General features: G+C 63.6%; 21 protein-coding genes and 1 pseudogene. 6 read left to right on the plus strand and 16 right to left on the minus strand.

The features are described from left to right. Position 1: 1 nt before the first annotated feature. Positions 2 to 962: pseudogene (locus tag ACM62G_RS17405) on the plus strand (efflux RND transporter periplasmic adaptor subunit). A 90-nt stretch (positions 963 to 1,052) separates the two neighbouring features. Here ACM62G_RS17405 and ACM62G_RS17410 read toward each other — a convergent pair. The 16 genes from ACM62G_RS17410 to yaaA all read right to left on the minus strand — a co-directional run bounded on the left by ACM62G_RS17410 (position 1,053) and on the right by yaaA (position 21,372). Next, positions 1,053 to 1,877, minus strand: a complete 825-nt coding sequence (locus ACM62G_RS17410; protein WP_419735229.1) for an SDR family oxidoreductase — start codon at positions 1,875 to 1,877, stop codon at positions 1,053 to 1,055. A gap of 10 nt (positions 1,878 to 1,887) precedes the next feature. Further along, positions 1,888 to 2,289 carry a thioredoxin family protein gene (locus ACM62G_RS17415; RefSeq protein ID WP_054060199.1) on the minus strand — a complete coding sequence of 134 codons (402 nt, stop codon included), beginning with the start codon at positions 2,287 to 2,289 and terminating at the stop codon, positions 1,888 to 1,890. 107 nt (positions 2,290 to 2,396) lie between these two features. Beyond that, positions 2,397 to 2,861: a multidrug transporter gene (locus ACM62G_RS17420; RefSeq protein WP_419735230.1), complete on the minus strand. Its 465-nt coding sequence runs from the start codon at positions 2,859 to 2,861 to the stop codon at positions 2,397 to 2,399. 202 nt (positions 2,862 to 3,063) lie between these two features. Continuing rightward, a complete protein-coding gene (locus ACM62G_RS17425) occupies positions 3,064 to 4,515 on the minus strand; it encodes a mannose-1-phosphate guanylyltransferase/mannose-6-phosphate isomerase (protein ID WP_054060201.1) in 1,452 nt (483 codons plus the stop codon). Positions 4,516 to 4,654: 139 nt separating this feature from the next. Beyond that, positions 4,655 to 5,320 (minus strand): alginate O-acetyltransferase AlgF, encoded by a 666-nt coding sequence (locus ACM62G_RS17430; protein WP_419735231.1) that lies wholly within the window; start codon positions 5,318 to 5,320, stop codon positions 4,655 to 4,657. A 16-nt stretch (positions 5,321 to 5,336) separates the two neighbouring features. Continuing rightward, positions 5,337 to 6,515 carry an alginate O-acetyltransferase gene (locus tag ACM62G_RS17435; protein WP_419735232.1) on the minus strand — a complete coding sequence of 393 codons (1,179 nt, stop codon included), beginning with the start codon at positions 6,513 to 6,515 and terminating at the stop codon, positions 5,337 to 5,339. An 11-nt stretch (positions 6,516 to 6,526) separates the two neighbouring features. Continuing rightward, complete coding sequence (locus ACM62G_RS17440; RefSeq protein WP_054060204.1) at positions 6,527 to 8,083, minus strand: MBOAT family O-acyltransferase; 1,557 nt, start codon at positions 8,081 to 8,083, stop codon at positions 6,527 to 6,529. Positions 8,084 to 8,271: 188 nt separating this feature from the next. After that, complete coding sequence (locus tag ACM62G_RS17445) at positions 8,272 to 9,381, minus strand: mannuronate-specific alginate lyase (protein ID WP_301600503.1); 1,110 nt, start codon at positions 9,379 to 9,381, stop codon at positions 8,272 to 8,274. An 11-nt stretch (positions 9,382 to 9,392) separates the two neighbouring features. Continuing rightward, complete coding sequence (locus ACM62G_RS17450; RefSeq protein ID WP_419735233.1) at positions 9,393 to 10,826, minus strand: alginate O-acetyltransferase; 1,434 nt, start codon at positions 10,824 to 10,826, stop codon at positions 9,393 to 9,395. Between the two features lie 11 nt (positions 10,827 to 10,837). After that, on the minus strand, positions 10,838 to 12,427 hold the full coding sequence (gene algG, locus ACM62G_RS17455) for a mannuronan 5-epimerase AlgG (protein WP_192842766.1): 1,590 nt from the start codon (positions 12,425 to 12,427) through the stop codon (positions 10,838 to 10,840). 26 nt (positions 12,428 to 12,453) lie between these two features. After that, positions 12,454 to 13,938 carry an alginate export family protein gene (locus ACM62G_RS17460; protein WP_054061710.1) on the minus strand — a complete coding sequence of 495 codons (1,485 nt, stop codon included), beginning with the start codon at positions 13,936 to 13,938 and terminating at the stop codon, positions 12,454 to 12,456. Then, positions 13,935 to 15,338 (minus strand): alginate biosynthesis TPR repeat lipoprotein AlgK, encoded by a 1,404-nt coding sequence (gene algK / locus ACM62G_RS17465; RefSeq protein ID WP_273826385.1) that lies wholly within the window; start codon positions 15,336 to 15,338, stop codon positions 13,935 to 13,937. The genes ACM62G_RS17460 and algK overlap by 4 nt, the downstream gene beginning before the upstream one ends. 9 nt (positions 15,339 to 15,347) lie before the next feature. Then, complete coding sequence (locus ACM62G_RS17470) at positions 15,348 to 16,526, minus strand: PilZ domain-containing protein (protein WP_419735234.1); 1,179 nt, start codon at positions 16,524 to 16,526, stop codon at positions 15,348 to 15,350. Positions 16,527 to 16,563: 37 nt separating this feature from the next. Further along, positions 16,564 to 18,045: a mannuronan synthase gene (gene alg8 / locus ACM62G_RS17475; protein WP_054057819.1), complete on the minus strand. Its 1,482-nt coding sequence runs from the start codon at positions 18,043 to 18,045 to the stop codon at positions 16,564 to 16,566. A 166-nt stretch (positions 18,046 to 18,211) separates the two neighbouring features. Next, on the minus strand, positions 18,212 to 19,528 hold the full coding sequence (locus ACM62G_RS17480; RefSeq protein ID WP_054057820.1) for a nucleotide sugar dehydrogenase: 1,317 nt from the start codon (positions 19,526 to 19,528) through the stop codon (positions 18,212 to 18,214). Between the two features lie 1,064 nt (positions 19,529 to 20,592). Further along, positions 20,593 to 21,372: a peroxide stress protein YaaA gene (gene yaaA / locus ACM62G_RS17485; RefSeq protein WP_054057822.1), complete on the minus strand. Its 780-nt coding sequence runs from the start codon at positions 21,370 to 21,372 to the stop codon at positions 20,593 to 20,595. A gap of 241 nt (positions 21,373 to 21,613) precedes the next feature. Between yaaA and ACM62G_RS17490 the strand changes: the two genes are divergently transcribed. The 5 genes from ACM62G_RS17490 (at position 21,614) to moaE (ending at position 25,784) form a co-directional block, all read left to right on the plus strand. After that, complete coding sequence (locus ACM62G_RS17490) at positions 21,614 to 22,738, plus strand: polysaccharide deacetylase family protein (protein WP_054057823.1); 1,125 nt, start codon at positions 21,614 to 21,616, stop codon at positions 22,736 to 22,738. Between the two features lie 379 nt (positions 22,739 to 23,117). Beyond that, positions 23,118 to 24,512, plus strand: coding sequence for a PhoH family protein (locus tag ACM62G_RS17495; protein WP_054057824.1), 1,395 nt, complete (start codon positions 23,118 to 23,120; stop codon positions 24,510 to 24,512). Between the two features lie 105 nt (positions 24,513 to 24,617). Further along, entirely contained in the window at positions 24,618 to 25,091 is a 474-nt protein-coding gene (gene moaC / locus ACM62G_RS17500; RefSeq protein ID WP_419735235.1) for a cyclic pyranopterin monophosphate synthase MoaC, read from the plus strand. After that, complete coding sequence (locus ACM62G_RS17505) at positions 25,088 to 25,333, plus strand: MoaD/ThiS family protein (protein WP_054061707.1); 246 nt, start codon at positions 25,088 to 25,090, stop codon at positions 25,331 to 25,333. Before moaC ends, ACM62G_RS17505 begins: the two co-directional genes overlap by 4 nt. Position 25,334: 1 nt before the next feature. Beyond that, a complete protein-coding gene (gene moaE / locus ACM62G_RS17510; protein WP_054057827.1) occupies positions 25,335 to 25,784 on the plus strand; it encodes a molybdopterin synthase catalytic subunit MoaE in 450 nt (149 codons plus the stop codon). The last annotated feature ends 35 nt before the right edge of the window (positions 25,785 to 25,819 follow it).

The following is a 25,819-nucleotide window of genomic DNA, read 5'->3' on the forward strand; positions in this document are numbered from 1 at the left end:
GATGAAAAAGCTCTTCAGCCTGCTCGCCACCTTGCTGGTCCTGGCCCTCGCGATCTGGATCGGCCGGCTGCTGTGGGTGCAGTACATGGAAACCCCCTGGACCCGCGACGGCCGGGTACGCGCCGACATCATCAACGTCGCGGCGGACGTCACCGGCGAGGTGGTGGACGTGCCGGTGCGTGACAACCAGGTGGTGAAGAAGGGCGACCTGCTGATGCAGATCGACCCCGAGCACTATCGCATCGCGGTCAAGCAGGCGCAGTCGCTGGTGGACTCGCGCAAGGCCACCTGGGAGATGCGCAAGGTCAATGCCCATCGTCGCGCCGACCTGGACAACATGGTGATTTCCAAGGAGAGCCGAGACGATGCCGGCAACCTCGCCGACGCGGCCCTGGCCGACTACCAGCAGGCCCAGGCGCAACTGGAGGCGGCACAACTGAACCTGGCGCGGACCCAGGTGCGCGCGGCGGTGGACGGCTACGTCACCAACCTCAATGTGCACCGCGGCGACTATGCGCGCATGGGCGAGGCGAAGATGGCGGTGGTCGACATGAACTCGTTCTGGGTCTACGGCTTCTTCGAGGAGACCAAACTGCCCCATGTGAAGGTCGGCGACCCGGCGGACCTGCAACTGATGAGCGGCCAGGTGCTCAAGGGGCACGTGGAAAGCATCTCGCGGGGTATCTACGACCGCGACAACCCCGAGAGCCGCGAACTGATCGCCGACGTCAACCCGACCTTCAACTGGGTGCGCCTGGCCCAGCGGGTGCCGGTGCGGATTCACATCGACGAGGTGCCGGACGGTGTCTTGCTGGCGGCGGGGATCACCTGCACGGTGGTGGTCAAGCCGACCGCGCAGTGACCTGGGGCAGCGGCAGGCTGCAAGGGCCCCTTCGCGGGCAAGCCCGGCTCTCACAGGGACGATGTCGAGCCGTAGCTTGTGGAACGCCGCAACACTGTAGGAGCCGGGCTTGCCCGCGAAGGGGCCCCGAAGATCACCGCCAACGCCTGGCTTCACTCGGTCGTTGTGGGGCCATCACGGCGGATGGTGCCTAGAGCCGGCCTCCCAAGCCGAACTTCTTCATCAGCACCTTCTCCAGCAGGCCCTTGGGCAGCAGGTTCGCCATCAATGGCAAGGCCCGGCTGCCGTTGCCCAGGCGCAACAGACGTGGCGGATTGGGCTGGCTGGCGGCCCTGAACAGGCCGGCGGCAAATTCGCTGGCCGGCGTCGGCCGGTTCTGCGACGCGTTGGCCCGCGCGCGGATGCCCTCACGCAACGGCCACCAGGGCGACTCCTCGGCAATCAGTTGCTCGGCCTCATGGCTGGCATTCCGGGCGAAATGGGTGTCGATCGCCCCGGGCTGCACTTCCATCACCCGCACACCAAAGGGGGCCAGTTCCATGCGCAGCGCATCGCTCAGGGCATGCACCGCCGCCTTGGACGCGCAGTAGGCGCCGGCGAACGGAGTGACCAGCACGCCCGAGACACTGCCGACATTCACCACCAGCCCACGGCTGCGGCGCAGCGCCGGGAGCAGGGCGCGGGTTATGCCGACGATGGAAAACACATTGGTTTCGAACTGCCGCTGCATGGCCTCGACACCGCCATCGAGCAGCGGACCCATGGCGCCGTAGCCGGCGTTGTTGATCAGGATGTCCAGGCCCGCCGGCTGCTGCCCGATACGTTCGGCCAGCTGTTGCAGGGCCTTGCCATCGTTGACGTCCAGCTGCACGGCGGTGAACCCGGCGGCGGCCAGAGCGGCGACATCCTCGGCCTTGCGTGCGGTGGCCCAGACCTCATGGCCGGCCTGTCTGAAACTGTCGGCCAAGGCGCGGCCGATACCGCTGGAGCATCCGGTGATCAAGGTGACGGGCATGGGCACATCCTTATGAGGCCTGAGAGTCGAAGACCTCCGAGAATACCTTGTCCGTGACAAAAAGGAGTGAATCGAGCCCCTGTTTGATCTTTTCCCGGTTGGTACCGTGCATGCGGCTCTGGCCACCGTGACCATCGAGAAAGAACAGGGTGGGTACGAACTCGATCTCGATAGCCGGTTGCATCAGCTTGAAGATCGGATAGCTGAGCTGGAAAAACGCCACCTTGTCCCGATAGGGCCCGGCGGCCAGTGCCGCGATTTGCGGCTTGAGTTGTTCGCAGGGCGGGCAGCCGCGACCGTAGATCAGCACGACCGAGGGCTTGGGGCGGATGAGCGGCACTTCCAGGCTGCCCAGCTCGCTGCGGAACGCGCGCCGGGTCTTTATCTCGGTCACTGAGGTGTGGCTCTTCATTCTGACTCCCTGCCTGGGTTGCACCGCCAAAGGGTTATTCAACGCCAAAATCAGAGGGTTGTAACCTGTCAAAAATGACAGGTGGCTAAGTGCCATCATTGTCGGTTTCAGCCGGAAAAACTGCCCTGCAGACGCTCTGCGCGAAACTCCAGAGTCTGTGGACGGTAGCCGGGACGCAGGGGCGGCATTGGCAGGCAATCTTCCCAGACTCCTGCGGCCTGCAACTGGCCAGGACCGCGATAGCGGGGGGCGCTGTAGCTGTTTTCGGCGAGGTTGACGGTGTCGCCCGGAGCGTAGGCGGCGATGCGCCAGCGCAGTTCCACCAGGGGCACGCTGTTGTCGTTTTTCATCTTCAGTTGCAGCGGTCGGTCGGCCGGGCAGTGCTCGGGGGCGTAGCTGATACGCATCTCCAGGTGCGCCAGTTGCCGGGCTTCGCGGGTATCCATCCAGGCCACCCAGGCGGCCACCATGCCCAGTCCGGCCAGCGCGGCCAGGGAGACCGGCAAGGCCTTGGCCGGGTAGCGCAACAACAGGATCAGCCAGGTGATGATCAGCAGGACGCCGATGAACATGAACGGATGCCTCGATAATGCGGGAAGCCTCATCCTGACAGTGTAGGTGGCGCGGGTCCATCCTGGAGATTTGCCCACCTGTCAGGGAGCGTGGCTCTTACAATTCGGGGGCAGTGTCGTGAGCGGAATAGGGGGCACCCGCGCCCTGCCAACCGCGGATAGGGGACGCGGCGGGCAGGGCGCAGGTGGTGGAACGCGGGAATCACTGGGCGATGGTTTTCACCGAGACGCCCCGCTCGACCGGGGTCGAACGGCCGTAGATATCTTCGAAACGCTCGATATCGTCTTCGCCCAGGTAGCTGCCCGATTGCACTTCGATGATCTCCAGCGGGATCTTGCCCGGGTTGCGCAGGCGGTGCACCGAGGCGATCGGGATGTAGGTGGACTGGTTCTCGCAGAGCAGGAACACGTTTTCGTCGCAGGTCACTTCGGCGGTGCCGCTGACCACGATCCAGTGTTCGGCGCGGTGGTGATGCATCTGCAGCGACAGGCACGCTCCCGGCTTGACCGAGATGTGCTTGACCTGGAAGCGTCCGCCCATGTCCACCGAGTCATAGGAGCCCCATGGCCGGTAGACTTCGCAGTGGTTCTGGGTTTCGCTGCGGCCCTGTGCGTTGAGGGTGTTGACCAGTTGCTTGACGCCCTGGACCTTGTCCTTGTGGGCGATCATCATCGCGTCCTTGGTCTCGACCACCACGATGTTCTCCAGGCCGATCACCGACACCAGTTTGCCGTTGCCGTGGATCATGCAGTTGCGGCTGTCCTGGATCACCACGTCGCCCTTGCTGACGTTGCCGTTCTCGTCCTTCTCGTGCACATCCCACAGCGACGACCAGCAACCGACGTCGCTCCAGCCGGCGGTGAGCGGTACCACGCAGGCGCGCTGGGTCTTTTCCATCACCGCGTAGTCGATCGAGTTGTCCGGGCACTGGGCGAAGGTGGCTTCGTCGAGGGTCACGCTGTCGGCATCCTGCTGGCTGCGTTCGAGGGTCAGCAGGCAGGTGTCGTAGATGTCCGGATCGTGCTTTTTCAGCTCTTCGAGGAAGCGGCTGGCACGGAACAGGAACATGCCGCTGTTCCAGTAGTAGCCGCCGGCCTCGACGAACTCGTTGGCGCGTTTTTCATCGGGCTTCTCGACGAATTGCGAGACCCGGCTGACGCCTTCCGGCAGCAGCGCGTCGTTGCTCGACTTGATGTAGCCATAGCCGGTTTCCGGCTTGGTCGCCGGCACGCCGAACAACACCATCTCGCCACGTTCGGCGGCCACGGTGGCCAGGGCCAGGGCGCGCTGCAGGCCCTTCTGGTCCTCCAGCACATGGTCGGCGGGCAGTACCAGCATCAGCTCGTCGCGGCCTTCATTGACCAGCAGCATGGCGGTCAGGGCCACGGCGGGGGCGGTATTGCGGCCGAAGGGCTCCATCAGGATGCGCTGGGCTTCGAGCTGGCGTGCCTGCAGCTGTTCGCTGACGATGAAGCGGTGGTCCTTGTTACAGACCACGATCGGGGTGTCCATGCCTTCGAACACCAGGCGTTCGATGGTCTGCTGGAACAGGGTCTGCTCGCCGGTCAGGGCGAGGAACTGCTTGGGAAACTGCTTGCGCGACAGTGGCCAGAGACGGGAGCCGCTACCACCAGAGAGGATTACCGGGATCATGCTGTTACTCCTTTAAACGATATTGGGTTCAGAGCTACTGTGTGCTGTCTTGTTGTTGTCCAGTGCCGGACGATGCGCGTTGGCGGGAGCAGCACCTGTCGAGCCCGCACGCTCAGGTCGCGTTCGTCCGGCGAATTCATCAGCGGGTCGATACCGGGCGCTTGACCCAGACCGGCGACAGGCTGCTGCCGCTGCCGGTGACGTAGAGCACCGCCGCTTCGCCGCGTTCCAGCGCGACCGGCTTGAGGTCACTGACCTTCTGGTTGCCGTCGTACAGGGCGAAGCTGACCTTCACCGGGTTGATCTCGCGTTCGCCACGACCCTTGGCGGCCACCGACTGGACCACGTCGGTCTTGCCATCGGCGGTCTTGAGGGTCAGGGCCTTGTCGCTGAGGTTCTGCACGCGTACCAGGGACTTCTGCTTGTTCTTGAACGGTGGTTCCTCGATCAGCTGTGGCTGGCCGCTGGCGTTGTTGACCAGGGTGTAATAGTGATCGGGGGCGAGTTTCACCGGCAGGCTCTGGCTGCCGATCTTGGCGCTGTAGTCACCGCCGGGCATGAAGCTGAAGTCGCTGCTGGCCAGTGGGGCGACGTCGTTGAGCGCGGTGGCCCCGACGGTGGCGCTGACTTCCTGGTTGCTGGCGTTGTACAGGCGTACGAAGCTCGAGCCTTTCGGTGCGGTCGGGCCGTACAGGGCGGCGTCGCCGGCGGCCCAGACCTGCAGCGAGAGCAGGCTCAGGCCGGCGGCCATGGCCAGGGTCTTGAGGGTACGGCCGTGGGTGTTACCAGTAGTAGTAAAAGTCATGGTGCATACCTCTTTTTCAGTTTTGCGCCTGTGCAGGCGACTCGGATCGGGTTGTGTTCAGAACCAGGTTCTGTTGGCGGATACCCGCGGCTTTCAATTGCGCAACCCACTGCGGGTCGGCATCGCCGATTTCGTTGTTGACCGGCAGGTAGCGCTCCGGGAATTCCCAGATCAGCACCTGTGGCGGGTTGTTCTTGAAGGCGTCGCTTTTCAGGTAGGCGAGCATCGGCAGGATGGGCCCATGGCCGTCCTCGGCGTAATTGACCACGTCGCTGTGCAGTGCCTGCTTCAGGGCGCCGACGAAGTTCCATTTCGGGTTGGCGCTGTAGCTGGTGCCGATCAGTGCCACCGGCACCTCGTTGTCGGCGAACAGGGCGTCGTCGCCGGCCGACTCGCTGTCGACGGCATGGGTGACACGTTTTTCCAGCGGCTCCTCGGCCGGCATCAGGTTCTCGAACAATGGGTCCAGCGGCAGGAACTGACGCAGGTCGCCCTTGTGTTCCTCGGTCTTTCCGGCCTCGGTGACGAAGCGCTGCGGCTGGCCGCTGAGCGGCATGGCCTGGGCTATCGCGTTGGCCAGTTGGTTCGCGGCGACCTGGGCACCGTCCGGGGTCCAGTGGGTGTCGGTGCGCAGGAATACCTGCTGGCCGTTCTGCTTGGCCTGCTGCAGCGGGCCGAGCAGGTCGGGGGCGAGGATGTGCCCGGCGGCGACGCGGGCATGGAAGTCACGGTACAGGTCGGCATGGATGCTGGCCGGACGCTCGTCGCCGAGGTGTTCCGGATACAGCCGGACCTTGGCCGGAACGATCGCCATCACCAGGTTCACGCCTTTGGCCTTGAGGGTCTGGCGCACGCCTTCGACCAGTGCGTAGTTGCCTTGCAGGTTCTGCTGCTGGCCGGCGGTCGGCTTGAACTCCTCGTCGCTGTAGAGCCATTGGTCACGGCCCAGTACCACGCCGGGACGGCCTTCGTTGAACAGCTTGAAGTCCAGCGCGGCCCAGAGGTTGGTGCCCAGGCGCTTGATCGGGAACTCGTCGTCGTAGCGGGTCTCGACGGCCTTGGCCCAGCGCCCGTTGAGGAACGTGGCGTCGGGGTTGGTGCTGAAGCCGATGAGGCCGCGCAGGGACCACAGGCCCAGCGCCAGCAGCAGGGCGAGGAACAGCGCGATATAGAGGATGCGTAATGAGCGGGTCATGGTCGGCTCCCTCAGAACTGGAAGTAGAGGAACGGCGAGAAGCTCTGCGCCGAGAGTTTGAGAATCGAGGCGATGAACAGCAGCAGCACCAGGGCGCGCATCAGGTAGCGCGGCCAGTCGGCGACCCAGTAGGCCGGTTGCACCTGGGCTTCGACGCCGACGGTGTAGCCGGGCTCATGGATGCTGCCGGCCGCTTCGCCGGGCGCGGCCTTGATCAGGCCGGGTTGGGCGCTGGCCGGGCCATCGGCCGGCTTGCCTTTCGCCTTGGCGGCGGGCGGGTCGCGGTACAGGTCGCGCAGGCCGAAGAACGCCAGGGTCGCGTAGGCCACCACCAGGGTCGCCACCTGCAGGCCGGTGAGGCTGGCGCGGTTGAGTTCCGACAGCGACCAGTCGCCGAAGCTGAACATGGCACCGTACATGCGGCCGGCCACGTGCAGGTTCTCGGCACGGAAGATCACCCAGCCCATGATCACCAGCAGGAAGGTCAGAGCCCAGCGGATCGGGTTGAGGCTGCGCGGGGTGGTGTTGATGCCCAGGGCCTTTTCGATCGCCAGCCACATGCCGTGCCAGGCGCCCCAGACGATGTAGGTGATGTTCGCCCCGTGCCACAGGCCGCCGAGCAGCATGGTCAGGAACAGGTTGCGGTAGGTGATCAGGGTGCCGCGGCGGTTACCGCCGAGGGTGATGTACAGGTAGTCGCGCAGCCAGGTCGACAGGCTGATGTGCCAGCGCCGCCAGAACTCGGTGATCGACTGGCTGATGTAGGGCTGCTTGAAGTTCTCCATGAAGCGGAAGCCCATCATCAGGCCCAGGCCGATGGCCATGTCGCTATAGCCGGAGAAGTCGAAGTATAACTGCGCGGTATAGGCCAGCGCGCCGAGCCAGGCATCGCCGGTGGTCGGATGTTGCAGGGCGAAGCAGTGGTCGGCGACCACCGCCAGGGTGTCGGCGATGAACACCTTCTTGATGAAGCCCTGCATGAACCGCGTGGCACCTTCGGAGAACTTGTCGAGGGTGTGGGTGCGGTGGTTGAACTGGTCGGCCAGGTCACGAAAGCGCAGCACGGGACCGGCGATCAGGTGCGGGAAGATCGCCACGAAGGCCGCGAAGTCGATCAGGTTGCGGGTCGCCGGGGTGTCGCCGCGGTACACGTCGATGATGTAGCTGATGGACTCGAAGATGTAGAACGAGATACCGATCGGCAGCAGCACGTGGGTCAGGATGAACGGTTCCAGACCGAACGAGGTCATGATCGCGTTCAGGCTGTCGACGCCGAAGTTGGCGTACTTGAAGTAGCCGAGGATGCCCAGGTCGACGGCCACGCCCAGCAGCAGCCAGCGCTGGGCCGGTTTGCTGCGTACGCCGGCGGCACCGACTTTCAGGCCGATCCAGTAGTTCCACAGGGTCACGCCGGCGAACAGCGCCAGGAAGTCGACCCGCCACCAGGCGTAGAACACGTAGCTGGCGACCAGCAACAGCAGGTTGCGATAGCGTTGCCCGCTCAGGTAGTACAAGCCGAGAAAGATCGGCAGGAACAGGAACAGGAACACGTTGGATGAGAAGACCATCCCGATCTCTCCTTGTCTGATCAACAGTCCGGGGCCAAGGCCCCCCCAAACCCCCCATGCAATCCGGGGGGCGTCGATCGTTCCCACGCTTTGCGTGGGAACGCCTCTCAGGACGCTTGGCGTCCGCTTTGTGACGCAGGGCGTCACGGGCTGCGTGCCCACGCGGAGCGTGGGCACCATCGGGTTCGTTAGCGGTTACCCTTCTCGTGCGCCGGGTCGTAGACCCGGGTCAGGTCGCCGCCGAGGCGGAAGGCCTTGAACGGCTGCATCCCGTGCTTGCGCTGCAGCACATCGTCCGGGCAGGTGTAGAGCGTGCAGTAGGGCTCCAGCCAGGCGAATTTGCTGTCGACCTTGAGATCGGTCATGTCCTGCTCGCGGCCGTTGCGGGCCTGGAACTGGCTGGGGTCCTGGACGCCGGCCAGCACCCGGTCGCCGAGGCGCTTGAGCGCAGCGTTGTTTTCCTGGCGCAGGTCGACGCCGTTGGCCAGGGCGAAGCTGGCGATCATCGCCAGCGGCGGCAGCGCATAGTTGTGGTAGGCCAGGGCGCGTTGCTGGCGCTTGAGTTCGTTGGGCAGGAAACCCTGCGGGTCGACCTGGTTGGCACCGACCTTGTATTCCTTCACCGCCCAGTCGAACAGGTCGCGGCGGTCGGTGGCGATGGCGGTTGCCATCACCGCCCAGGCGGCCCAGTACGAGTGGTTGTTGGTCTTGTCCAGCGGCAGGTTGTCCCAGTCGCTGACCACCTGGTCGGCCAGCTTGCCGAACCAGGCCTCGATCTGCTGCGCCTCCTTCTGGTGGGTCGCCAGCGGACGGGAGTCGGAGAACTTCAGGCGCAGGTAGGACGAGGCCATGCTGCCCAGCGCCCATTTGCGCATGGACTTGCCGGTGTGGTTGAAGTCCCTGGAGGTCAGCGCATCGGCCTGGGCCCAGGCGGTCAGCCAGTTCAGCGTACAGCTCAACTCCTGCGGGCGGCCGTCACGCATGAACTGCATCACCTGTTTGCTGGTGCCGCGCTCCATGCTGGTGATGTCGGCGGTGCTGTCGCGAAAGGCCTTTTCCGACTGCACGTTGAGGGTCGCCCGGGCCTTGTCGGAACCTTCGTACTTGCTGCGGAACTGCAACTGGCCGGTGTAGGGCTGGGGCATGGCCTCGCAGCCCTCGCTGCTGTCGCCGCTCTTGACCTTGTCGACGGCGGCGAAGTAACCCTGCGGCGGACGCAGTGGCGCCGCCGCCTGGGCGGAGCCGGCGACGATCGCCAGGCCCAGCAGGGAAGGAACGAGCAGTGTGCGGATAGTCATCTTCAGGCACCTCATAACCCGGCCTGGGCCCGGTGGGGCTCGGCGCTGGGGAATACGTTGCGTTTGCAGATCTTCGCCTCGACCTTCTGGGGCGCGGTGCCCGGTTCCGGGCCCTGGACTTCCACGGCCAGCAGGTTCTGGTTGGCCCAGTCCTCGTCGGTGCGCAGTTCGAAGGCGAAACGTCCGTCCGTGTCCGATGTTTCCGGTTTCTCGATCTTGATGTCCTCGTGGCGACCGTTCATGTACCAGAGGGTGGCTTGCAGGGTTTTCACCGAGGTGTCGGCGAAACGGATGTCGACCTGGTGGCCGCTGTTGCGCAGGTCGCGGTTGTTGCTGTTGACCAGCAGCTCGTTCTTGCCCGGCTTGACCGTGGTGCTGGCACTCATGTCGGCGTTCTTGCCTTCGCAGCCGTTGTCGAGCAGGGACATCATCTGCCGGTAGATGGTTTCCTGGTCCAGGCGGTAGAGCGGCGAGAACTCCCAGATGAGGATCTTCGGTGGTTTCTTCTGGAACTCTTCGCTGCCCAGGTATTGCAGCATCGAGCCTTCCAGGCCGCCGCCGGGGAAGGCCACGTTGAGAATGTCGGCACCGATGTACTGCTGCAGGAAGCCGGCGAAATTGTAGTTCTTGCCACTGTGGCTGGTGCCGACCAGGGTGATCTGCGGGTCGCCGGCGTCACCGAACAGGTCGCCGTCTGCTGCTTCACCCTTGGGCTCGGTGGCGAACTGTTCCATGTACTGGATCGCATAGCTGGTGCCGCACAGCTGGCCGGCCATGTTGTGCAGGGTGCCGGTCTTGCCCATGCGCCCGGAGACGTGGGTCTCGAATTCGCGAGGGGGGATGTCGGCGAAGCCGGGGACCTTTTTCACCGTCTCGGCGACGATCTTCGCCGTGCGTTCGGCACCGTACGGGGTCCAGTGCTGGTCGCCACGGAAGTAGAAGTCGTGGGCCTGCTGCTCGTTGGTCAGTGGCGACAGGTCGGGCACGTGGTAGCCCATTTTCGCGAAGCGGCCGAGCATCGCCTGGTAGTTGTGCAGGGCCTTCTGGTAGTCGAACTTGTCGCGCTCGGCGGGGAACAGCTTGTTGCGGTTCACCAGGCCACGGGTCGGCTGGTAGACCACCACCAGTTCGACGCCCTTGCTCTTGAAGGCATCGTGCAGTTGCTGCAGGCGCTTGTAGCCGGCCGGCGTGGTGTCGAACTCGGTGCGCAGGTCTTCCTGGGTACGGAACAGCCAGTCGCCCTGGGCCTGGACCAGAGTGGTGAAGTTCTGCTGGTAGCGGGTCACGTAGTTCTTCGCGTCATGGGCCGCGGGGCACAGGCTGCAGCAAGGCTCGGCGGTGAATTTCGGCGCTTGCACTTCCTCGGCCCGCAGGTTGCCGCTGGCGGCGAGGATCGCGGTGGCAAGGGCAGAGAGGCCGAGCAGTTTGATCAGGTGTGGGTTCATTAAGGTCGTCCTCAATCGCGCATTTCGGTCTGGCGTTCGACGGGGTCGATCAGCACGGCTTTCTGCTGGCGCACCAGCAGGTCGAGAATTTCATCCTGGCGATCACCCAGCACGCCGGTGAAGGTGATGCCGCTGCTCTTGGCCGGGGCGAGCATCGACACCCGGTACAGTTCCAGGCTCAGCGGCGAGTCGATGGACAGCGGGCCGCTGCCGTTGCCGGCCAGTTCGCCGCCGACCACGATCAGCGAGACTTCGGCGTCGAACGGGTCGAGCTTGATGTCGCGGTCGGTGTCGCTCAGGTCCTTGATGTGGCCGTAGATGCCGGTCAGGCCGTTGGCCATCGACAGGTTCTCGTACAGGCGCACGTTGACGCTGTTGCGGATGCGGATGCCGTGGCGCTTGTTGCCGATCAGCCGGTTGGCGTAGATCAGGTTGTCGGCACTCTCGTAGAGGGTGATGCCGTCGGTATGGTTCTTGTAGATCTCGTTGTAGGCGATCAGGTTGTTGACGCTGTTGCGGTCGATCACCAGTCCCGAGAGGTGGTTGTCGTAGCTGCGGTTGTTGAAGATGAAGCTGTCGTTCACTTCCCGGGAAATGATGATGCCGTGCTTCTTCTTCGTGCCGTACACGGTGTTGTCGGCGATGATCAGCCGGTGCGAGCGGTCGTGGGGGTCGATGCCGTAGACGATGTTGTCGCGATAGGTATTGCCCTTGAGCACGAAGTCACGGGTTTCATAGCAGTAGAAGCCGTACCACATGTCGCTGAATTGCGAACCGATGATCCAGCCGGTCGGTTCGGGACGCTTGAGCACCTTGGCCATGTTCGGCGTGTACTGGGAAATACTCACACCGTAGGACTTGCTGTTGGAGTAGCCGAAGCTGGCCATCGTGCTGTTGACGATATAGGTCTCGGTGCCGCCCCAGGCCAGCAGGAACGGACGGAATTCCTTCGGCGAACGGAAGGTCGCCGGGCCGTTGTCGGCCTCGCGCCAGCCGGTGACCTTGGTGTCGCGCACGAACAGTTGCCCGTCGTTGACCAGGAACGCGCCGCCTTCCTGGGACAGCCGCAGTTCCTGGGTCTGACCGTCGATTTCGAGGATGCCCTTGCGCCCGACCACGATCGGAATCCTGGCCAGGAATACGCCCGGCGAGGTTTCGCTGATGTACTTGGCCGGCAGCTTCTTCACCAGGTCCTTGAGGTTGAGGTAGCCGTCGTCGATGAAGATCGCCTGGGGGATGCCGTGCTGGCGCACCACCCATTCGGCCATCTTGTTGTCACCGCCGATGAAGTCCTTGAGGGCGTCCTCCTGCATCATCCGGCGCACGCTGATCTTGCCCGGCTGGCCGCGCACGATCTTCGCCGCGACGGCCTCGGCGGTGTAGCCGCCGAGGTCCGGCAGCTTGGGTTTTTCCAGGTGCAGCGGTTCGCTCGGCGCGGTGCTGACGGTATAGGTCTTGGCCTGTTGCAGTTCCTTGGCAATGATCGGCGCCTGGCCGCTGGCGGTGGCCGGCTTCTCGACGTTGGCGAACGCCGTGCTGCCGGCCAGCAACAGGGCGGCAGCGAGAGCGCTGAGCGAACCTTGCATGGCGATCTGATTCATCTTGGAAACTCCCTTGGCGGCCGGCATCAGAAGCGCCAGATCACGTCGATGAATGCGCGGTGCATGTAGGAATCGACGTCGTGGCCGTAGGCGCTGCCCGGCTTGAACACGCCGCCGCGAAAGCGCACCAGCGCCGAAGGTTCGTCGATCGACTGGCTCAGGGCTGCCGGCAGCAGGCCCTGCTTGAAGTACTTGGTGACCACCAGATCCATCTCCTGGCCCATGTCCTTCTTGCCGTCCTGCAGCGGCAGCGAGGTGCTGGAGAGCAGGGCGCCGGTGCTGTCGTCATAAGTGTTCTGCGCGGCGTTGATGCCGTTGCTGCCGACGTCCTTGTTGCCGTCGACACGCCAGAACTTGTGGTAGACCAGGCTGGCGTCGTAGTCCTCGCGCAGTTGCCAGGAGCCGAACAGGGTGGCGGTCTGCAGGTTGTTCAGTTCGCCACGGAAGGCTTCGCCGAAGCGGTGCATGCGTGAGCGGGTGCCGGTGAAGTTCGAGCGGTTGCTTTCCAGGCCGTTCTGTTCGTAGTCACCGCTGGCACGGGCGTAGGCGGCACCGACCTGCCAGTTCGGGTCCAGGCGCAGGCGCACGCCGAGGTCGGTGGCCCAGCCGTTGACGCTGTCGCCACGCTTGGCTTCGGCCGGACGGGTACCGTCGGCGTTGAGCGGGTTGACGCTATCGCGGTGGCCGCTCATGCCGGTCAGGCTGGCCCAGTAGTTGATCGTGTTGGTGTTGCGGAAGTTGTAGGCGTCGCTGTTGGCTTCCAGGCCGAGCCAGGTCAGGTTGCCGTTTTCCTTCTTGTCCAGCGGGTCGCTGGCGACACCCGGGGTCGGGTAGTCGAGCTTGCCGTCGTCGTGGCTGTGGTGGGCGCGCAGGCCGACCCACTGGCCCGGGGTCCACTGGTAGGCGACGTCGCCGTAGACGTGCAGGCGGTCCTTGTCCTTGGGCGCGAGTTCGGTGAGGTCGGTGCGGTATTCGCTGAAGCGTTCGGCGGTCCCCAGGTTGGCGCGCAGCAGGGTGGTGTCGAAGGTCCAGTTCAGCGCTTCGATGTTGGTGTCGCGCCACTGTCCGTCGTCGTTGCGCAGGCGCTGGCGACCGAACTTGAGGATCTCGCCGGGGTAGGGCGTGAAGCCCTTGTAGCCGACCCAGAACTCACGCAGGGCCAGGTAGCTCTTGTCCGGCTTGCGGGCGTCGTTGCTCGAGCTTTCCTGGTCGCCATTGGCCTGTTGCAGGGTGTCGGTCTCGATGATGTCGGTGGCGGTCACCGCCTGGCCCATGGCGTAGGCGCTCCAGTTGCCGCTTTCGCCGTAGACCCAGGGGCGCAGGTCGAGGCCGATGCCGTTGGCGTCGCCACCCTTGAGGGTGCCGAGGTCGCGATCGTCTTCCGACTGCGCGGTGATCTTCGCTTCCAGGCCGAAATTCTGGGTTTCGGTGAGGGCGGCCAGGGTCGGCGTGGACCAGGCCAGGGCAAAGCTCAGGCCGATGCCGGCCTTCACGAAAGGATTGAAAGTCATAGGGTCTTTTCCTCGCTGTCGCCTTCCTGCAGGACTTGTTGCAGGTCCAGCGCGTTGCGGCTCAGGGTGCCGCGCAGGCGCTGCTCCTGCTGCAACAGGCGCTGGGCGTCGGCGCGCTGGGCAGGCGGCAGTTGTTCGTCGAGTTGCTGGGCCAGCTCATTGGCTTGCGGCGTGTCCTGGGTCTTTGCCAGTTGGCCGAAGACATAGGCGTTGAGCGGGTCGGGCTTGGTCCCGCGACCCTGGGAAAACAGTTGGGCAATGGCGTAGTCGGCGCTGTTCTGGCCGTTGCGGGCGGCCTTGAGCAGGTGGTCGAGGGCTTTCTGCGGGTAGACCTGGCCGAGGTAGCCGCGGCGATAGATCTGCCCCAGGTAGTAGTCGGCGGCGACTTCGCGGCCGACGGCTTTCTGGAAATGCGCCTCGGCCTGTTTCGCGTCCGCCGGCACCCACTTGCCTTCGTAGTAGAGCTTGCCCAGCAGCAGTTCGGCCCGCGGCTGGTCGGCGGCGCGACCGTTGTTCAGGTACTCCATCATCTGGTCGACGTTGCCCAGGTCGGGGTAGTCGTAGAGCAGTTGCGCTAGGCTGACCCAGGATGCCGGGTAGCCGGGGGCGATCTTCTCGAGCAGTGCCTGCGCGGTTTTCGTATCCGGCTGGCCGAGGCTCGAGTCGGCCAGTACCCGGGCGACGCTGTCGACCCGCTGGGCACCGACTGCACCGCGGCTGTAGGCGGCCTGCAACTGCTTGAGCAGTTCGGCCTGCTGGTCCGGCTGGGCGCGTTTCTGGTAGACGGTGGCCAGCTCGACGTAGCAGATGTCGGTGCTGTTGAGCGCGACCTTGCAGATTTTCTCCACCTCGTCCAAGTGCTGGTCGTAGGTACCCTGGGTGCGATAGAGCAGGACCTGGGCCAGCCCCGCTTCCGGGTAGCCGGCGCTGCGCCACTGGTCGATCTGGCGCTGGGCGTTGACCTCGGGGAAGCTCTGCGGGAATTGCAGGTAGAGCATCGCCAGGGCGATCAGGGTGTTGCCTTCACCGTTGGCGAAGGCCTTTTTCAGCAGGGTCTCGGCCTCGTGGTGCTCGGCTTCGGTCGCGCCGGGCTTGGCCACCAGCAGGCGCCCCAGGCGGGCCTGGGCGCGGGGCGAGGTGTCGGCGGCGGCGCGGTAGGTCGCCTCGGCCTGACGGATCTGTGCCGGGTCGCGGCTTTCCACCTGGATATCGGCCAGGCCGACCTGTGCGTCGCTGTAGCCCAGGTCCGCCAGTTGGCGGTAGTTCTGCTCGGCCAGGGCGGTGTCGCCGCGCTTGAGCGCCTCGTTGGCCAGGCGCTGGTCGGGCAGACCGGCGCAACCGGCCAGGCCGATCGCCATGGCCAGTGTCAGGGGCAGGGGTCTGAAGGTCGTCACAGGCATGTCCTCCGCTTACAGTCCGGCGGCCATGGCTTTGTCGATCAGCCAGTTGAGGTTCGGGCCACGGTCGCTGTGCACTTCCACCGGACGACCGGCGAGGCTGCTGTCGAGGCTTTCATCCGGCTTGATCAGCACGCGGATGTCGGAGGACAGGTCGTCGCTCTTCAGGCTGGAGCTGCTGACGATCCGGCCCTGGCGTACCTGCTCTTCGCCGGCGACCTGGAAGTTCACGCGGGTGCCGGGACGTACTTCGCCGAACTGGCGATAGGAGAAACGTGCCTCGACGTTGGCGACGCTGTTGCGTGGCACCAACTGGAAGATCACGTCGCCCTTGCTGGCGTACTGACCGTTGGCGACCAGTTGCTGGGCGACCATGCAGTCGCACGGCGAGGTCAGGGTACCGGTCATCTGCTTGCCGAACAGTTCCTCGACCTTGGCCGGTTGCAACTGGTCTTCGTCCAGGTGGCCCTTGAGCACGTCGAGCATGCTGGTGCTGAAGCTCGCCAGTGGCGCGCCCTTGGCGGCGATGCCGTCGTCCTTGAGCAGGCTCTGCACGGTACCGTCGCGCGGCATGGTGACGTTCACCCCCGGCACGCTGACCAGGCCGGCCTGGGCGTGGCTGACGAAGTACATGCCGTAGATCGACTTGAGCACGAAGCCGAACGCCGCCAGGCCGACGACGAACACGCCGACGCTGAAGGTCACCGCACGCAGGCGGCCAAGCGGGCTCAGGCCGGTGCCGTCGTCCTTCTTGCGCCGGGCCTTGGTGAAGTTGTCGCGCTGCAGGGTGGCGAGCACGTCGCCCATGCTGACGATGTCACCGGCCAGGTGCGAGGTGATCAGGTGGCGCAGGGTGGCGATGTCCTGGGGTTCCAGGTTCTGGAACTGGCAGCCGACACGACCGTGCTGGCGGTCGTAGGCGCGGATCTGCAGTTCGACATCCATGCCCAGGCCGAGGTTGTCGATAACGAACATCAGACGGCCCTTGTACACCTCGCCGAGGGTCAGTTCCTGTTGCTGCTGCGGCGGCAGGTTGAAGCTCAGGCCGCCGGCGGACAGGTCGTGCACAGGCACTTCCATGGGCTTGCCCGCGCTACCGAAGAAACGCAGCTTGGCCGGGATCTTCACCCGGGCGTGCTGGCGCTGGGCTTCGGATTCGTGGACGACGTTGGCGTTGACTTTAGAGTTCATGAGTTAAAGCTCCATTGGCTAATTCAGGCGAGTCGGGTCAGACCATCGTCATCAGCACGGCGATGAAAATGCTGCCGGCGGAGAAGGTCATGGTCCGGGACGACCAGGTGTTGAACCAACCTTGAAAGCTGGCGAGGTCGCGGCTCAGTTTGGTGTCCTGGCGGGTCCAGGACTGGCGGTCGAGGCGGAAGAACACGTAGATCTTCATCAGTGCGCCGACGATCTGGTTGTAATAGAGGATCGCCGGGTAGGCCGGGCCGATGCTGTGGCCCGAGCAGGCCAGCAGGATCGTCAGGATCAGGCGGGTGATGCCGATCCACAGCAGGTAGGCGAGGATGAATTCGATGCCGTACTTGAAGCTGGCGATCAGCGCCACGGTCAGGCCCAGCAGCGAGGTCCACATCGACACGCGCTGGTCGAACAGCACCACGCTGGTGAACAGGCCGAGGCGGCGGATACCCAGGCCCAGGGCGCGGGAGTTCTGGCGCAGGTTGTTGCCGTACCAGCGGTACATCAGCTTGCGGCTGGACTTGATGAAGCTCTTCTCCGGCGGGTGCTCCACGGTATGGATCGCCGCGTCGGGCACGTAGAAGGTGTCGTAGCCCAGGCGCATCAGGCTGTACCAGCTGGACTTGTCGTCACCGGTGAGGAAGCGGAAGCGGCCCAGGCGCCAGTGTTCCAGCGAGTCGCTCTCGACGTCGGCGATGAAGCCGGCATCGGTGACCACGCTGGCGCGGAATACCGACATGCGCCCGGTCATGGTCAGTACGCGCTTGGACAGGGCCATGGAGCACATGTTGATGTGGCGCTGGGCGAAGCGCAGCTTGTGCCATTCGCTCATGACGTAGCCGCCGCGCACTTCGCAGAATTCGTTGGTGGTCAGGCCGCCGACGTTGTCGAACAGCTGGAACCAGGGCACGGTGCGGCGCACCACGCCTTCGCTGAGGACGGTGTCGCCGTCGATCACCGCGACCACGGCACGCTCGTCCGGCAGGTGACGGGAGATCGCCCGGAATCCGTAGGCCAGGCCGTCGCGCTTGCCGGTGCCGGCGATGCGGACGAAGTCGAGGGTGACCCGCTCCGGCGGGTTCATCCGCGCCCAGAGGCTCTTGACCAGCAACTCATCGGACATTTCCACCAGCGAGCAGACCACGGTGGTGGGGAAGCCGCAGTCGATGGCTTCGCGGATCACCGATTGGTAGACCTGGGCGGTGGTGTGGGCGTCGATGCGAAAGCTGGTGACCATCAGGAACACGTGGGACGGGTCCGTGGCCTTGCCCAGCTTGCGCAGTTTGCGCCGCAGGTGCGGGTAGACGATGTAGAGGAAGATCATCCCGCGCACGAAATGGGTGGCGCCCATGGAGTAGCGCCAGATACCCACGGCACCGATCAGGAAGATGAAGTCCTTGGATTCGGCATCGAAGGTCGAGGTGGGCAGCAGTGAGGCCAGGCCCATCAGCAACGTCAGGTAGAACAGCCAACCGGCGGCCTGGAGGAGGCCATGTTTCAGCCTGTACATAATCTGCATCCATCTGTGTCTCGGGCGAGGCCCGATGGGGTCGTTAGCAATCCTGGGGGCGAGGCGCCCGGTGGGCGCCATCGTCAGCAAGCCGGCTCCCGCGGGGAGGGGAGGGACCCGAGGGGCCGGCCTGCTGGCGATCAACCGCGTTGCGGTTGCCGCGGGTTTACCAGCAGATCCCTTCGGCGCGGCCGCCGGCGCTGGTCGGCTTGGACATGAAGCCGACCAGGTCGATGACCTGCTTGCCGTGTGGCGCGTTCTCGGCCAGGTCGCGGAACTTCTCGTCGCGGTTGCCGAGGATGATCACGTCGCTGTTGTCGATCACGGCGTCGAAGTCGGCGTTGAGCAAGGACGACACGTGAGGAATCTTCGATTCGATGTAGTCCTTGTTCGCCCCGTGGACGCGGGCGTACTCGACGTTCTTGTCGTAGATGCTCAGGTCGAAGCCCTTGCCGATCAGCATTTCCGCCAGTTCCACCAGCGGGCTCTCGCGCAGGTCGTCGGTACCGGCCTTGAAGCTCAGGCCGAGCAGGGCGACCTTGCGCTTGTCATGGCTGGCGACGATGTCGAAGGCGTTCTGTACCTGAGTCTCGTTACTGCGCATCAGCGAGTTGAGCAGTGGCGACTCGACGTCCAGGGAGCCGGCGCGGTAGGTCAGGGCGCGCACGTCCTTGGGCAGGCAGGAGCCGCCGAAGGCGAAGCCGGGGCGCATGTAGTACTGGGACAGGTTGAGGGTCTTGTCCTGGCAGACCACGTCCATCACTTCGCGGCCATCGACGCCGACGGCCTTGGCGATGTTGCCGATCTCGTTGGCGAAGGTCACCTTGGTGGCGTGCCAGACGTTGCAGGTGTACTTGATCATCTCGGCCACTTCGATGTCCTTGCGGATGATCGGCGCGTCGAGTTCTTCGTAGAGGGCCTGCAGGACATCGCCGGAAGCACTGTCGAGTTCGCCGATGACGGTCATCGGTGGGTAGTCGTAGTCCTTGATCGCGGTACTTTCGCGCAGGAACTCGGGGTTGACCGCGACGCCGAAATCGACGCCGGCCTTCTTGCCCGAGCAGTCCTCGAGAATCGGGATCACCACGTTCTTCACGGTGCCCGGCAGCACGGTGCTGCGTACGACGATGGTGTGGCGGGTGGTCTTGTCGCGCAGGACGAAACCGATTTCACGGCACACCGATTCGATGTAGTTCAGCTCCAGGTCGCCGTTCTTCTTGCTTGGCGTACCGACACACAGCATCGACAGATCAGTGGCCCGAATCGCCTCGGCGAAGTCGGTGGTGCCGCGCAGTCGACCACTGGCAATACCCTGGGCCAGCAGCGGCTCCAGACCCGGTTCGACAATCGGCGACTTGCCGTTGTTGATCAGGTCGATCTTGTCCTTGGAGATATCAACGCCAACGACATCATGGCCTCGTGCAGACAGGCAACCGGCACAGACTGCACCGACGTAACCCAAACCGAATATGCTAATGCGCATTGCATTTACCTCTATCTTAATTACGCCATCAAATGGCGGAAGTTAATGTAGCCAGTAGTCGTAATGCACTCGAAAGTCTCACCGGAAGAGGTTTATCTACCGAGTGCAGGCATATAAATATCGAGTGGCTAAATAATTGCACTCAAGCTGTGCGCAACTTGGCCTTGTTATGAGGGACATGCCCTTTAATGTGGCCGACCTTCTTCAGGACGGTCCTTGTCAGCGGGCTTGCCGTCCGCTTATGCCCGTGGCAGAGCCATTGGGGTATAAGCCGGCAAGTGTCTGACTGGTGCATTGTCTGGGTGGCCGCCCTGGCCTTCGTAGGGGATATTAATGATGCGTATCTCCTGTCCTTTGATGGATTGCAATTGGCTGGGCTCTTTCGTAAGTCCTAGGTTCAAACTTAAACAAGTTATCCAGCCTGCCTGTAAGTCATCTCTTACAAAATCGTTGAGACTCGTCACGGGTGGTATGAGCAATGGAGGGGAACATAAGTTCCGATCCGCTCATCCTGTTTTCGGAAAATTCTTGAAATATTGTTGGAGATGGCACTGCTTTCATATTGATAGCACTTCTCGTTTCGCCCTTTGATTACGGGGACGAAAAACGCTGCGATGGTTCTATGCCATCATGGGAAAATTTTTTTGGTGCCACTACGAAAAAAAATGAAAAAAGTCGAGTGAAAGAATTTTCATTGTTGTTACAGTCAATTTTATGGCGTCAGAAAAATGGATTTCCGGGGTGGCGCATGAAGAGGAGGAGAGGAAATCGTGGGTTCTACACATTGCGTGCAGTGCACCAGGTCGGGGCAGGGTAACAGAAAAATCGCCTTGGGCCGGCAATCATTTTCATCACGGGGAGAATCGCCTGCGAGAGCCAATGGGCTTTGACTCCCCAGCGACGAGCGTTCAAGCCGGCACCCGAGAGTAAGCTTGCGCCCGTTCGCGGAACTGCTGCCATGATTATTGTGGGAGGGGGCTTGCCCGCGAAGCTTTTGCCGCTCTCGCAGACGCCTTCGCGGGCAAGTCCGCTCCCACCGTGCAGGGGGCTGGGCCTTGAAGCGGTTATTCCGGCGCGTGGTCGCGGAGGAACACCAGGTTGTCCGGCTTGGAGAGTTCTGCGCTGAAACGGTAGCCTTGTTCGTCGAACGTCTTCAGATTTTCAGGGTTGGTGATGCGTTCGCGAATCACGAAGCGGGCCATCATGCCGCGGGCCTTTTTCGCGTAGAAGCTGATGATCTTGTACTGGCCGTTCTTCTGGTCACGAAACTCGGTATTGATGATGCGGGCGTTGAGCGCCGAGCGTTTGACCGCCGAGAAGTATTCATTCGAGGCCAGGTTCAGCAGTACGTCGTCACCTTGTGCGGCCAGGGCTTCATTGAGCCATTCGCTGATGCGCGTGCCCCAGAAGGCGTAGAGGTCCTTGCCGCGGCCGTTGGCGAACTTGGTACCCATTTCCAGGCGGTACGCCTGCATCAGGTCCAGGGGGCGCAGCAGGCCGTAGAGCCCGGAGAGCATGCGCAAGTGGGTCTGGGCGAAGTCGAAGTCGGCGTCGCTGAAATCCTCGGCGTTCAGGCCGGTGTAGACGTCGCCCTTGAAGGCCAGCAGGGCCTGCTTGGCGTTGTCCGGGGTGAAGGCCGGGGTCCAGCTGCCGAAGCGCGCGGCGTTGAGGCCACCGATCTTGTCGGAGACATGCATCAGCTCGCTGATCTGTGCCGGGCTCAGCAGGCGCAGTTGTTCGATCAGCTCCTGGGAGTGGTCGAGGTATTGTGGCTGGGTATAGCGTTTCGTCACCGGTGGTGTTTCGAAATCGAGGGTCTTGGCGGGGGAAATCACCATCAGCATGAAGTCGTCTCCTGTAATCGTCGGGGGATTCTAGGGGGTTGGGCGGTTTGGCTCCAGCTATGATGTCGATAGCGGCCGGGTGCTTGTCTTTGGGGCTTGGCGATTTTTACGCAGGATTGTCATGCGACCCGGGACTGCAGGAGCCGGGCTTGCCCGCGAATGGGCCGGAACACGCGCGGCAGGAGGGGCGGACGTTGAGATCGGCTATAGTGCGCAGGTTCCTGTCACGGAGACATCCTTCTTGCGTTTTCTTCTTTTATGCTCGGCCCTGCTGGCCTGCCTGGGCGCCGCGGCCGCGCCGAACGACGTCGCGACCCTGGATCGCAGCACCTGGCCCGAGGCGCTGAGCAGCCCGGCGCTGTTCGATGTCGCCTCGCGGGCGGAAATCCTCACCTTCGCCCATGCCCTGCTGGTCAGCGAGATGACCGACGAGCCGGCCCTCAGGCAGCGCCTGGGGCTCAGGCAGATCAACATGGCGTCGATCAACCGGGTGCGTGCCCGTCTCTGGTCGCGCCTGCTGCAGAACTACAACTTCGCCCAGCAGAGCTGCGAGCAGGACGCTTCGTTCTGCTATTACGTCGAAGACATGGACAGCCTGCGCGAACAGGCCGGCAAGTTCCGCGTGCCGGAAGACTCCTTCTATATCCGCTGGGCCGAGCCGAGCCGGGCGTTTCACGAGCGCTACCTGGATGAACTGCTGCGCATGGCCGCGCTGTTTCCCCAGACCAGCAGCGAAATCGCCCTGTTCGGCGAGCCCGAGCGCAATGGCGAGGATTTCCATGATCGACTGTTCCTGCTGAGCTTCGACGGCGGTCCCGGTCCGATCGCGGGCAATACCGACGAACTGACCGGGTACCTGCGCCGGCAGAAGATGAATGGCCTGTTCCTTGTCCTGGGCGGCGCCCTGCAGGCACGGGTGGACAAGAGCTCGATCATGGCCGTGCGGGAACTCTATAAACAGCAGTGCGTAGGTATCGAGGGCTGGCAGTATCGCTCCCACAGCCACTGGCAGGACTGGCAGGATTCGGTGCAGCGCAGTGCCGCGCTGGCACAGAGCGTGTTGCCGGAGAACTACCTGCCGTTGTTCCGCCCGCCTTATGGCCAGCGCCAGGCGGACAGCGGGGCGTTCTTCAGGAAGCAGGGCTTGCAGGTGGTGTTGTGGGACATCGATTCGGCCGATGGGAGTGGCAAGCTCAGCGCCGAGCAGTCCGCCCAGCGGGTGATGACCCTGATGCTGTTGTGGCGGCGTGGTGTGATCGTGTTCCACGATGCCCAGGACAAGGCGCTTGGTGCATTGCCCTGGCTGTTACGGCAGACGGCGGAAAGTGGCCTGGGCTGGCGTGATTGCAACGACGCGTTTCGCTAGTGCGTTGTGGGAGCGCCCGCCGTGCTCGCCAACCGTGCCATAAGCTGGGTTCTCGTGGCTTGAAGGCTCGGGATGTAGGAAATTTCGAAGGAATTCGGGGCAGGTGGACTTCCGACTTTAACGGGGTCCAGCCTGCTCGCCAAGGGCTATTCGTCACTCTGAAAAATAAACTTCAAAAAGTCGTCAAAGTGCTTTTTCCTGTCACGGGTTTTGCGGTATTACGGAGTCAGACCGCCGAAACCTGCAACACAGGTGGCGTCTGCCAAGACCCCACCTTGTGCACAGAGCGCCTGCCCCTTCCAGGCGAATTCGGCGGTCACTTCGAGGCGCGATGCCGTCCAGGCGTCGCGTCGACTGGCTCCCACAAAGGTGACCGAGTATGGATGATCACGGACGCACGCCTTCTTCCAACCAGCCAATCCTTTACGTGCTCGATACCAACGTACTGATCCACGATCCAAACGCGTTACTGAACTTCGAGGAGCATCACGTCGCCATCCCGATGACGGTCCTGGAGGAACTCGACAAACTCAAGAGCGGCCACCACAGCGTGGCTTCCGAATGCCGTCAGGCGATCCGCCTGATCGACAAGACCCTGGGCGATGCCAGCCCCGAGGACGTGGAGCGGGGAGTGCCTATCCAGCGGGGCAAGAGTGGTCCCAAGGGGGCGCTGTCGATCCTGATGAGCAAGCGCAACGAGCCCAATCTGTTGCTGCCGGAAAACCTCAACGACAACATCATCATCAACCAGTTGGTCGACCTGCATGCGCGTGACAAGGGGCTGCGCCTGGTACTGGTGACCAAGGACATCAACATGCGCCTCAAGGCGCGTGCCTGTGGCATCGCGGCCGAGGACTACAGCACCGACCAGTTGGTCGATGACGTGGACCTGTTGCCCAAGGGCTTCCACAACGTGCCCGGCTCGTTCTGGGACCGGGTCAGCAAGGTCGAGACCCGTCAGGGGCATGGGCGCACCTGGCACCAGGTGCAGATGACCGACAACCTGCCGGCTGTGCACGTCAATGAGTTCATCATCGATGAGCAGGGTTTCGTCGGTTGGGTGAAGGAGATCGATGCCGACGTGCTGCTGATCCTCGACCTGCATCAGGAACCGCTGCTGCACCAGGAGGCCTGGGGCCTGAAACCCCGCGACATCTACCAGAGCCTGGCGCTGTACGCCTTGCTCGACCCGGACATCCACCTGGTCAACCTGACCGGTGCCGCCGGTTCCGGCAAGACCATCCTGGCCCTGGCGGCCGCCATCGAGCAGACCATGGTCAGCAAGCGCTACCGGCGTATCATCGCCACCCGCAGCGTGCAGGGCCTGGACCAGGAAATCGGCTTCCTGCCCGGTACCGAGGCGGAGAAGATGGAGCCCTGGCTGGGAGCGATCACCGACAACCTCGAAGCCCTGCACATGGATGACGAAAGCACCCATGGCAGCGTCGACTACATCCTCAGCAAGGTGCCGTTGCAGTTCAAATCCCTCAACTACATCCGGGGCCGCAGCTTCCAGCAGAGCCTGATCCTGATCGACGAATGCCAGAACCTCACGCCGCACCAGATGAAGACCATCATCACCCGTGCCGGCGCCGGTTCCAAAGTGGTGTGCCTGGGTAACCTGGCACAGATCGATACTCCCTACCTGTCCGCGACCAGTTCCGGGCTGACCTACCTGACCGAACGCTTCAAGGACTTCCCGAACGGCGTGCACATCACCCTGCAGGGCGTGCCGCGTTCGATCCTGGCCGAATACGCCGAGTCCCATCTGTAACCGCAACCCGGGCGGCCGCGCGCCGCCCGGTCCGGTGCCCATCTCGGGCGTGCGGAAAACTGACCCGCGGGTTTACAATCGACACTCCTGATCAGGAGTATCGCCGTGCTGACTCATCTCGATTCCCAAGGTCGCGCCAATATGGTCGACGTCACCGACAAGGCCGTGACCTTTCGCGAGGCGCTGGCCGAAGCGCGGGTGCGCATGTTGCCGCAAACCCTGCAAATGATCGTCAGTGGCGGTCACCCGAAGGGTGACGTGTTCGCCGTGGCGCGTATCGCCGGGATCCAGGCGGCGAAGAAGACTTCCGAACTGATTCCGCTCTGCCACCCGCTGATGCTCACCAGCGTCAAGGTCGAGCTGAGCGCCGATGGCGAGGATGCCGTGCGCATCGTGGTGCGCTGCAAGCTGTCCGGCCAGACCGGGGTGGAGATGGAGGCGCTGACGGCGGCCAGTGTCGCGGCGTTGACGATCTATGACATGTGCAAGGCGGTCGACCGTGGCATGACCATCGAGAACGTGCGCCTGCTGGAGAAGCTCGGCGGCAAGAGCGGTCACTATCAGGCGGATGCGTCATGAAGCTCGATGTGCAGTTCTTTGCCCGCTACCGGGAAGTACTCGGGGTGGATGCCGAACAGGTCGAGGGCGAGTTCGCCACGCTCGGGCACTTGCGCGACCACCTGCTGCAGCGCGGTGGCAACTGGCAGGTGCTGGCCGAGCAGGGCCTGATGTGCGCGCGTAACCAGGAACTGTGCGGGGTGGGCGAGCCGCTGGTCGACGGGGACGAGGTGGCGTTCTTTCCTACCGTGACCGGAGGCTGAGATGGCGGTTCGTATCCAGGCCGGAGCCTTCGATCCGGGCGCCGAAGTCAATGCGTTGCACGCGGCGAATGTGGGTATCGGCGCGGTGGTCAGCTTTGTCGGCTATGTGCGTGACTTCAATGACGGGCGCGAAGTGGCCGGGATGTTTCTCGAACATTATCCGGGTATGACCGAGAAGGCGCTGGGCAAGATCATCAGCGAGGCCGAGCAGCGCTGGCCGCTGCTGCGGCTGGAGGTTCTGCATCGGATCGGGGCGCTGGAGCCGGGGGAGCCGATCGTGTTCGTCGGTGTGGCCAGTGCCCACCGCCAGGCGGCGTTCGACGCCTGCAACTTCGTCATGGACTATCTCAAGACCCGGGCGCCGTTCTGGAAGAAGGAAAACACCGCCGAGGGGCCGCGTTGGGTCGAGGGGCGGGCCAGCGACCAGGCGGCGGCGCAACGCTGGAAGTAGCGGTCTGCTTGAGCGCCTCTTTGCGGGCCGGCCCG

The sequence above is a fragment of the Pseudomonas sp. COR18 genome (assembly GCF_048568395.1).
Taxonomy (GTDB): domain Bacteria; phylum Pseudomonadota; class Gammaproteobacteria; order Pseudomonadales; family Pseudomonadaceae; genus Aquipseudomonas; species Aquipseudomonas fuscovaginae_B.

What these genes read in the sequence shown, in the direction of transcription:
- ACM62G_RS17410 (WP_419735229.1), bottom strand. Translation starts at nt 1,877, where the DNA reads ATGCCCGTCACCTTGATCACCGGATGCTCCAGCGGTATCGGCCGCGCC.
- ACM62G_RS17415 (WP_054060199.1), bottom strand. Translation starts at nt 2,289, where the DNA reads ATGAAGAGCCACACCTCAGTGACCGAGATAAAGACCCGGCGCGCGTTC.
- ACM62G_RS17470 (WP_419735234.1), bottom strand. Translation starts at nt 16,526, where the DNA reads ATGAACTCTAAAGTCAACGCCAACGTCGTCCACGAATCCGAAGCCCAG.
- ACM62G_RS17440 (WP_054060204.1), bottom strand. Translation starts at nt 8,083, where the DNA reads ATGGTCTTCTCATCCAACGTGTTCCTGTTCCTGTTCCTGCCGATCTTT.
- ACM62G_RS17450 (WP_419735233.1), bottom strand. Translation starts at nt 10,826, where the DNA reads ATGAACCCACACCTGATCAAACTGCTCGGCCTCTCTGCCCTTGCCACC.
- yaaA (WP_054057822.1), bottom strand. Translation starts at nt 21,372, where the DNA reads ATGCTGATGGTGATTTCCCCCGCCAAGACCCTCGATTTCGAAACACCA.
- ACM62G_RS17430 (WP_419735231.1), bottom strand. Translation starts at nt 5,320, where the DNA reads ATGACTTTTACTACTACTGGTAACACCCACGGCCGTACCCTCAAGACC.
- ACM62G_RS17435 (WP_419735232.1), bottom strand. Translation starts at nt 6,515, where the DNA reads ATGACCCGCTCATTACGCATCCTCTATATCGCGCTGTTCCTCGCCCTG.
- ACM62G_RS17445 (WP_301600503.1), bottom strand. Translation starts at nt 9,381, where the DNA reads ATGACTATCCGCACACTGCTCGTTCCTTCCCTGCTGGGCCTGGCGATC.
- alg8 (WP_054057819.1), bottom strand. Translation starts at nt 18,045, where the DNA reads ATGTACAGGCTGAAACATGGCCTCCTCCAGGCCGCCGGTTGGCTGTTC.
- ACM62G_RS17425 (WP_054060201.1), bottom strand. Translation starts at nt 4,515, where the DNA reads ATGATCCCGGTAATCCTCTCTGGTGGTAGCGGCTCCCGTCTCTGGCCA.
- ACM62G_RS17495 (WP_054057824.1), top strand. Translation starts at nt 23,118, where the DNA reads ATGGATGATCACGGACGCACGCCTTCTTCCAACCAGCCAATCCTTTAC.
- ACM62G_RS17505 (WP_054061707.1), top strand. Translation starts at nt 25,088, where the DNA reads ATGAAGCTCGATGTGCAGTTCTTTGCCCGCTACCGGGAAGTACTCGGG.
- algK (WP_273826385.1), bottom strand. Translation starts at nt 15,338, where the DNA reads ATGCCTGTGACGACCTTCAGACCCCTGCCCCTGACACTGGCCATGGCG.
- algG (WP_192842766.1), bottom strand. Translation starts at nt 12,427, where the DNA reads ATGAATCAGATCGCCATGCAAGGTTCGCTCAGCGCTCTCGCTGCCGCC.
- ACM62G_RS17420 (WP_419735230.1), bottom strand. Translation starts at nt 2,861, where the DNA reads ATGTTCATCGGCGTCCTGCTGATCATCACCTGGCTGATCCTGTTGTTG.
- ACM62G_RS17460 (WP_054061710.1), bottom strand. Translation starts at nt 13,938, where the DNA reads ATGACTTTCAATCCTTTCGTGAAGGCCGGCATCGGCCTGAGCTTTGCC.
- ACM62G_RS17480 (WP_054057820.1), bottom strand. Translation starts at nt 19,528, where the DNA reads ATGCGCATTAGCATATTCGGTTTGGGTTACGTCGGTGCAGTCTGTGCC.
- moaE (WP_054057827.1), top strand. Translation starts at nt 25,335, where the DNA reads ATGGCGGTTCGTATCCAGGCCGGAGCCTTCGATCCGGGCGCCGAAGTC.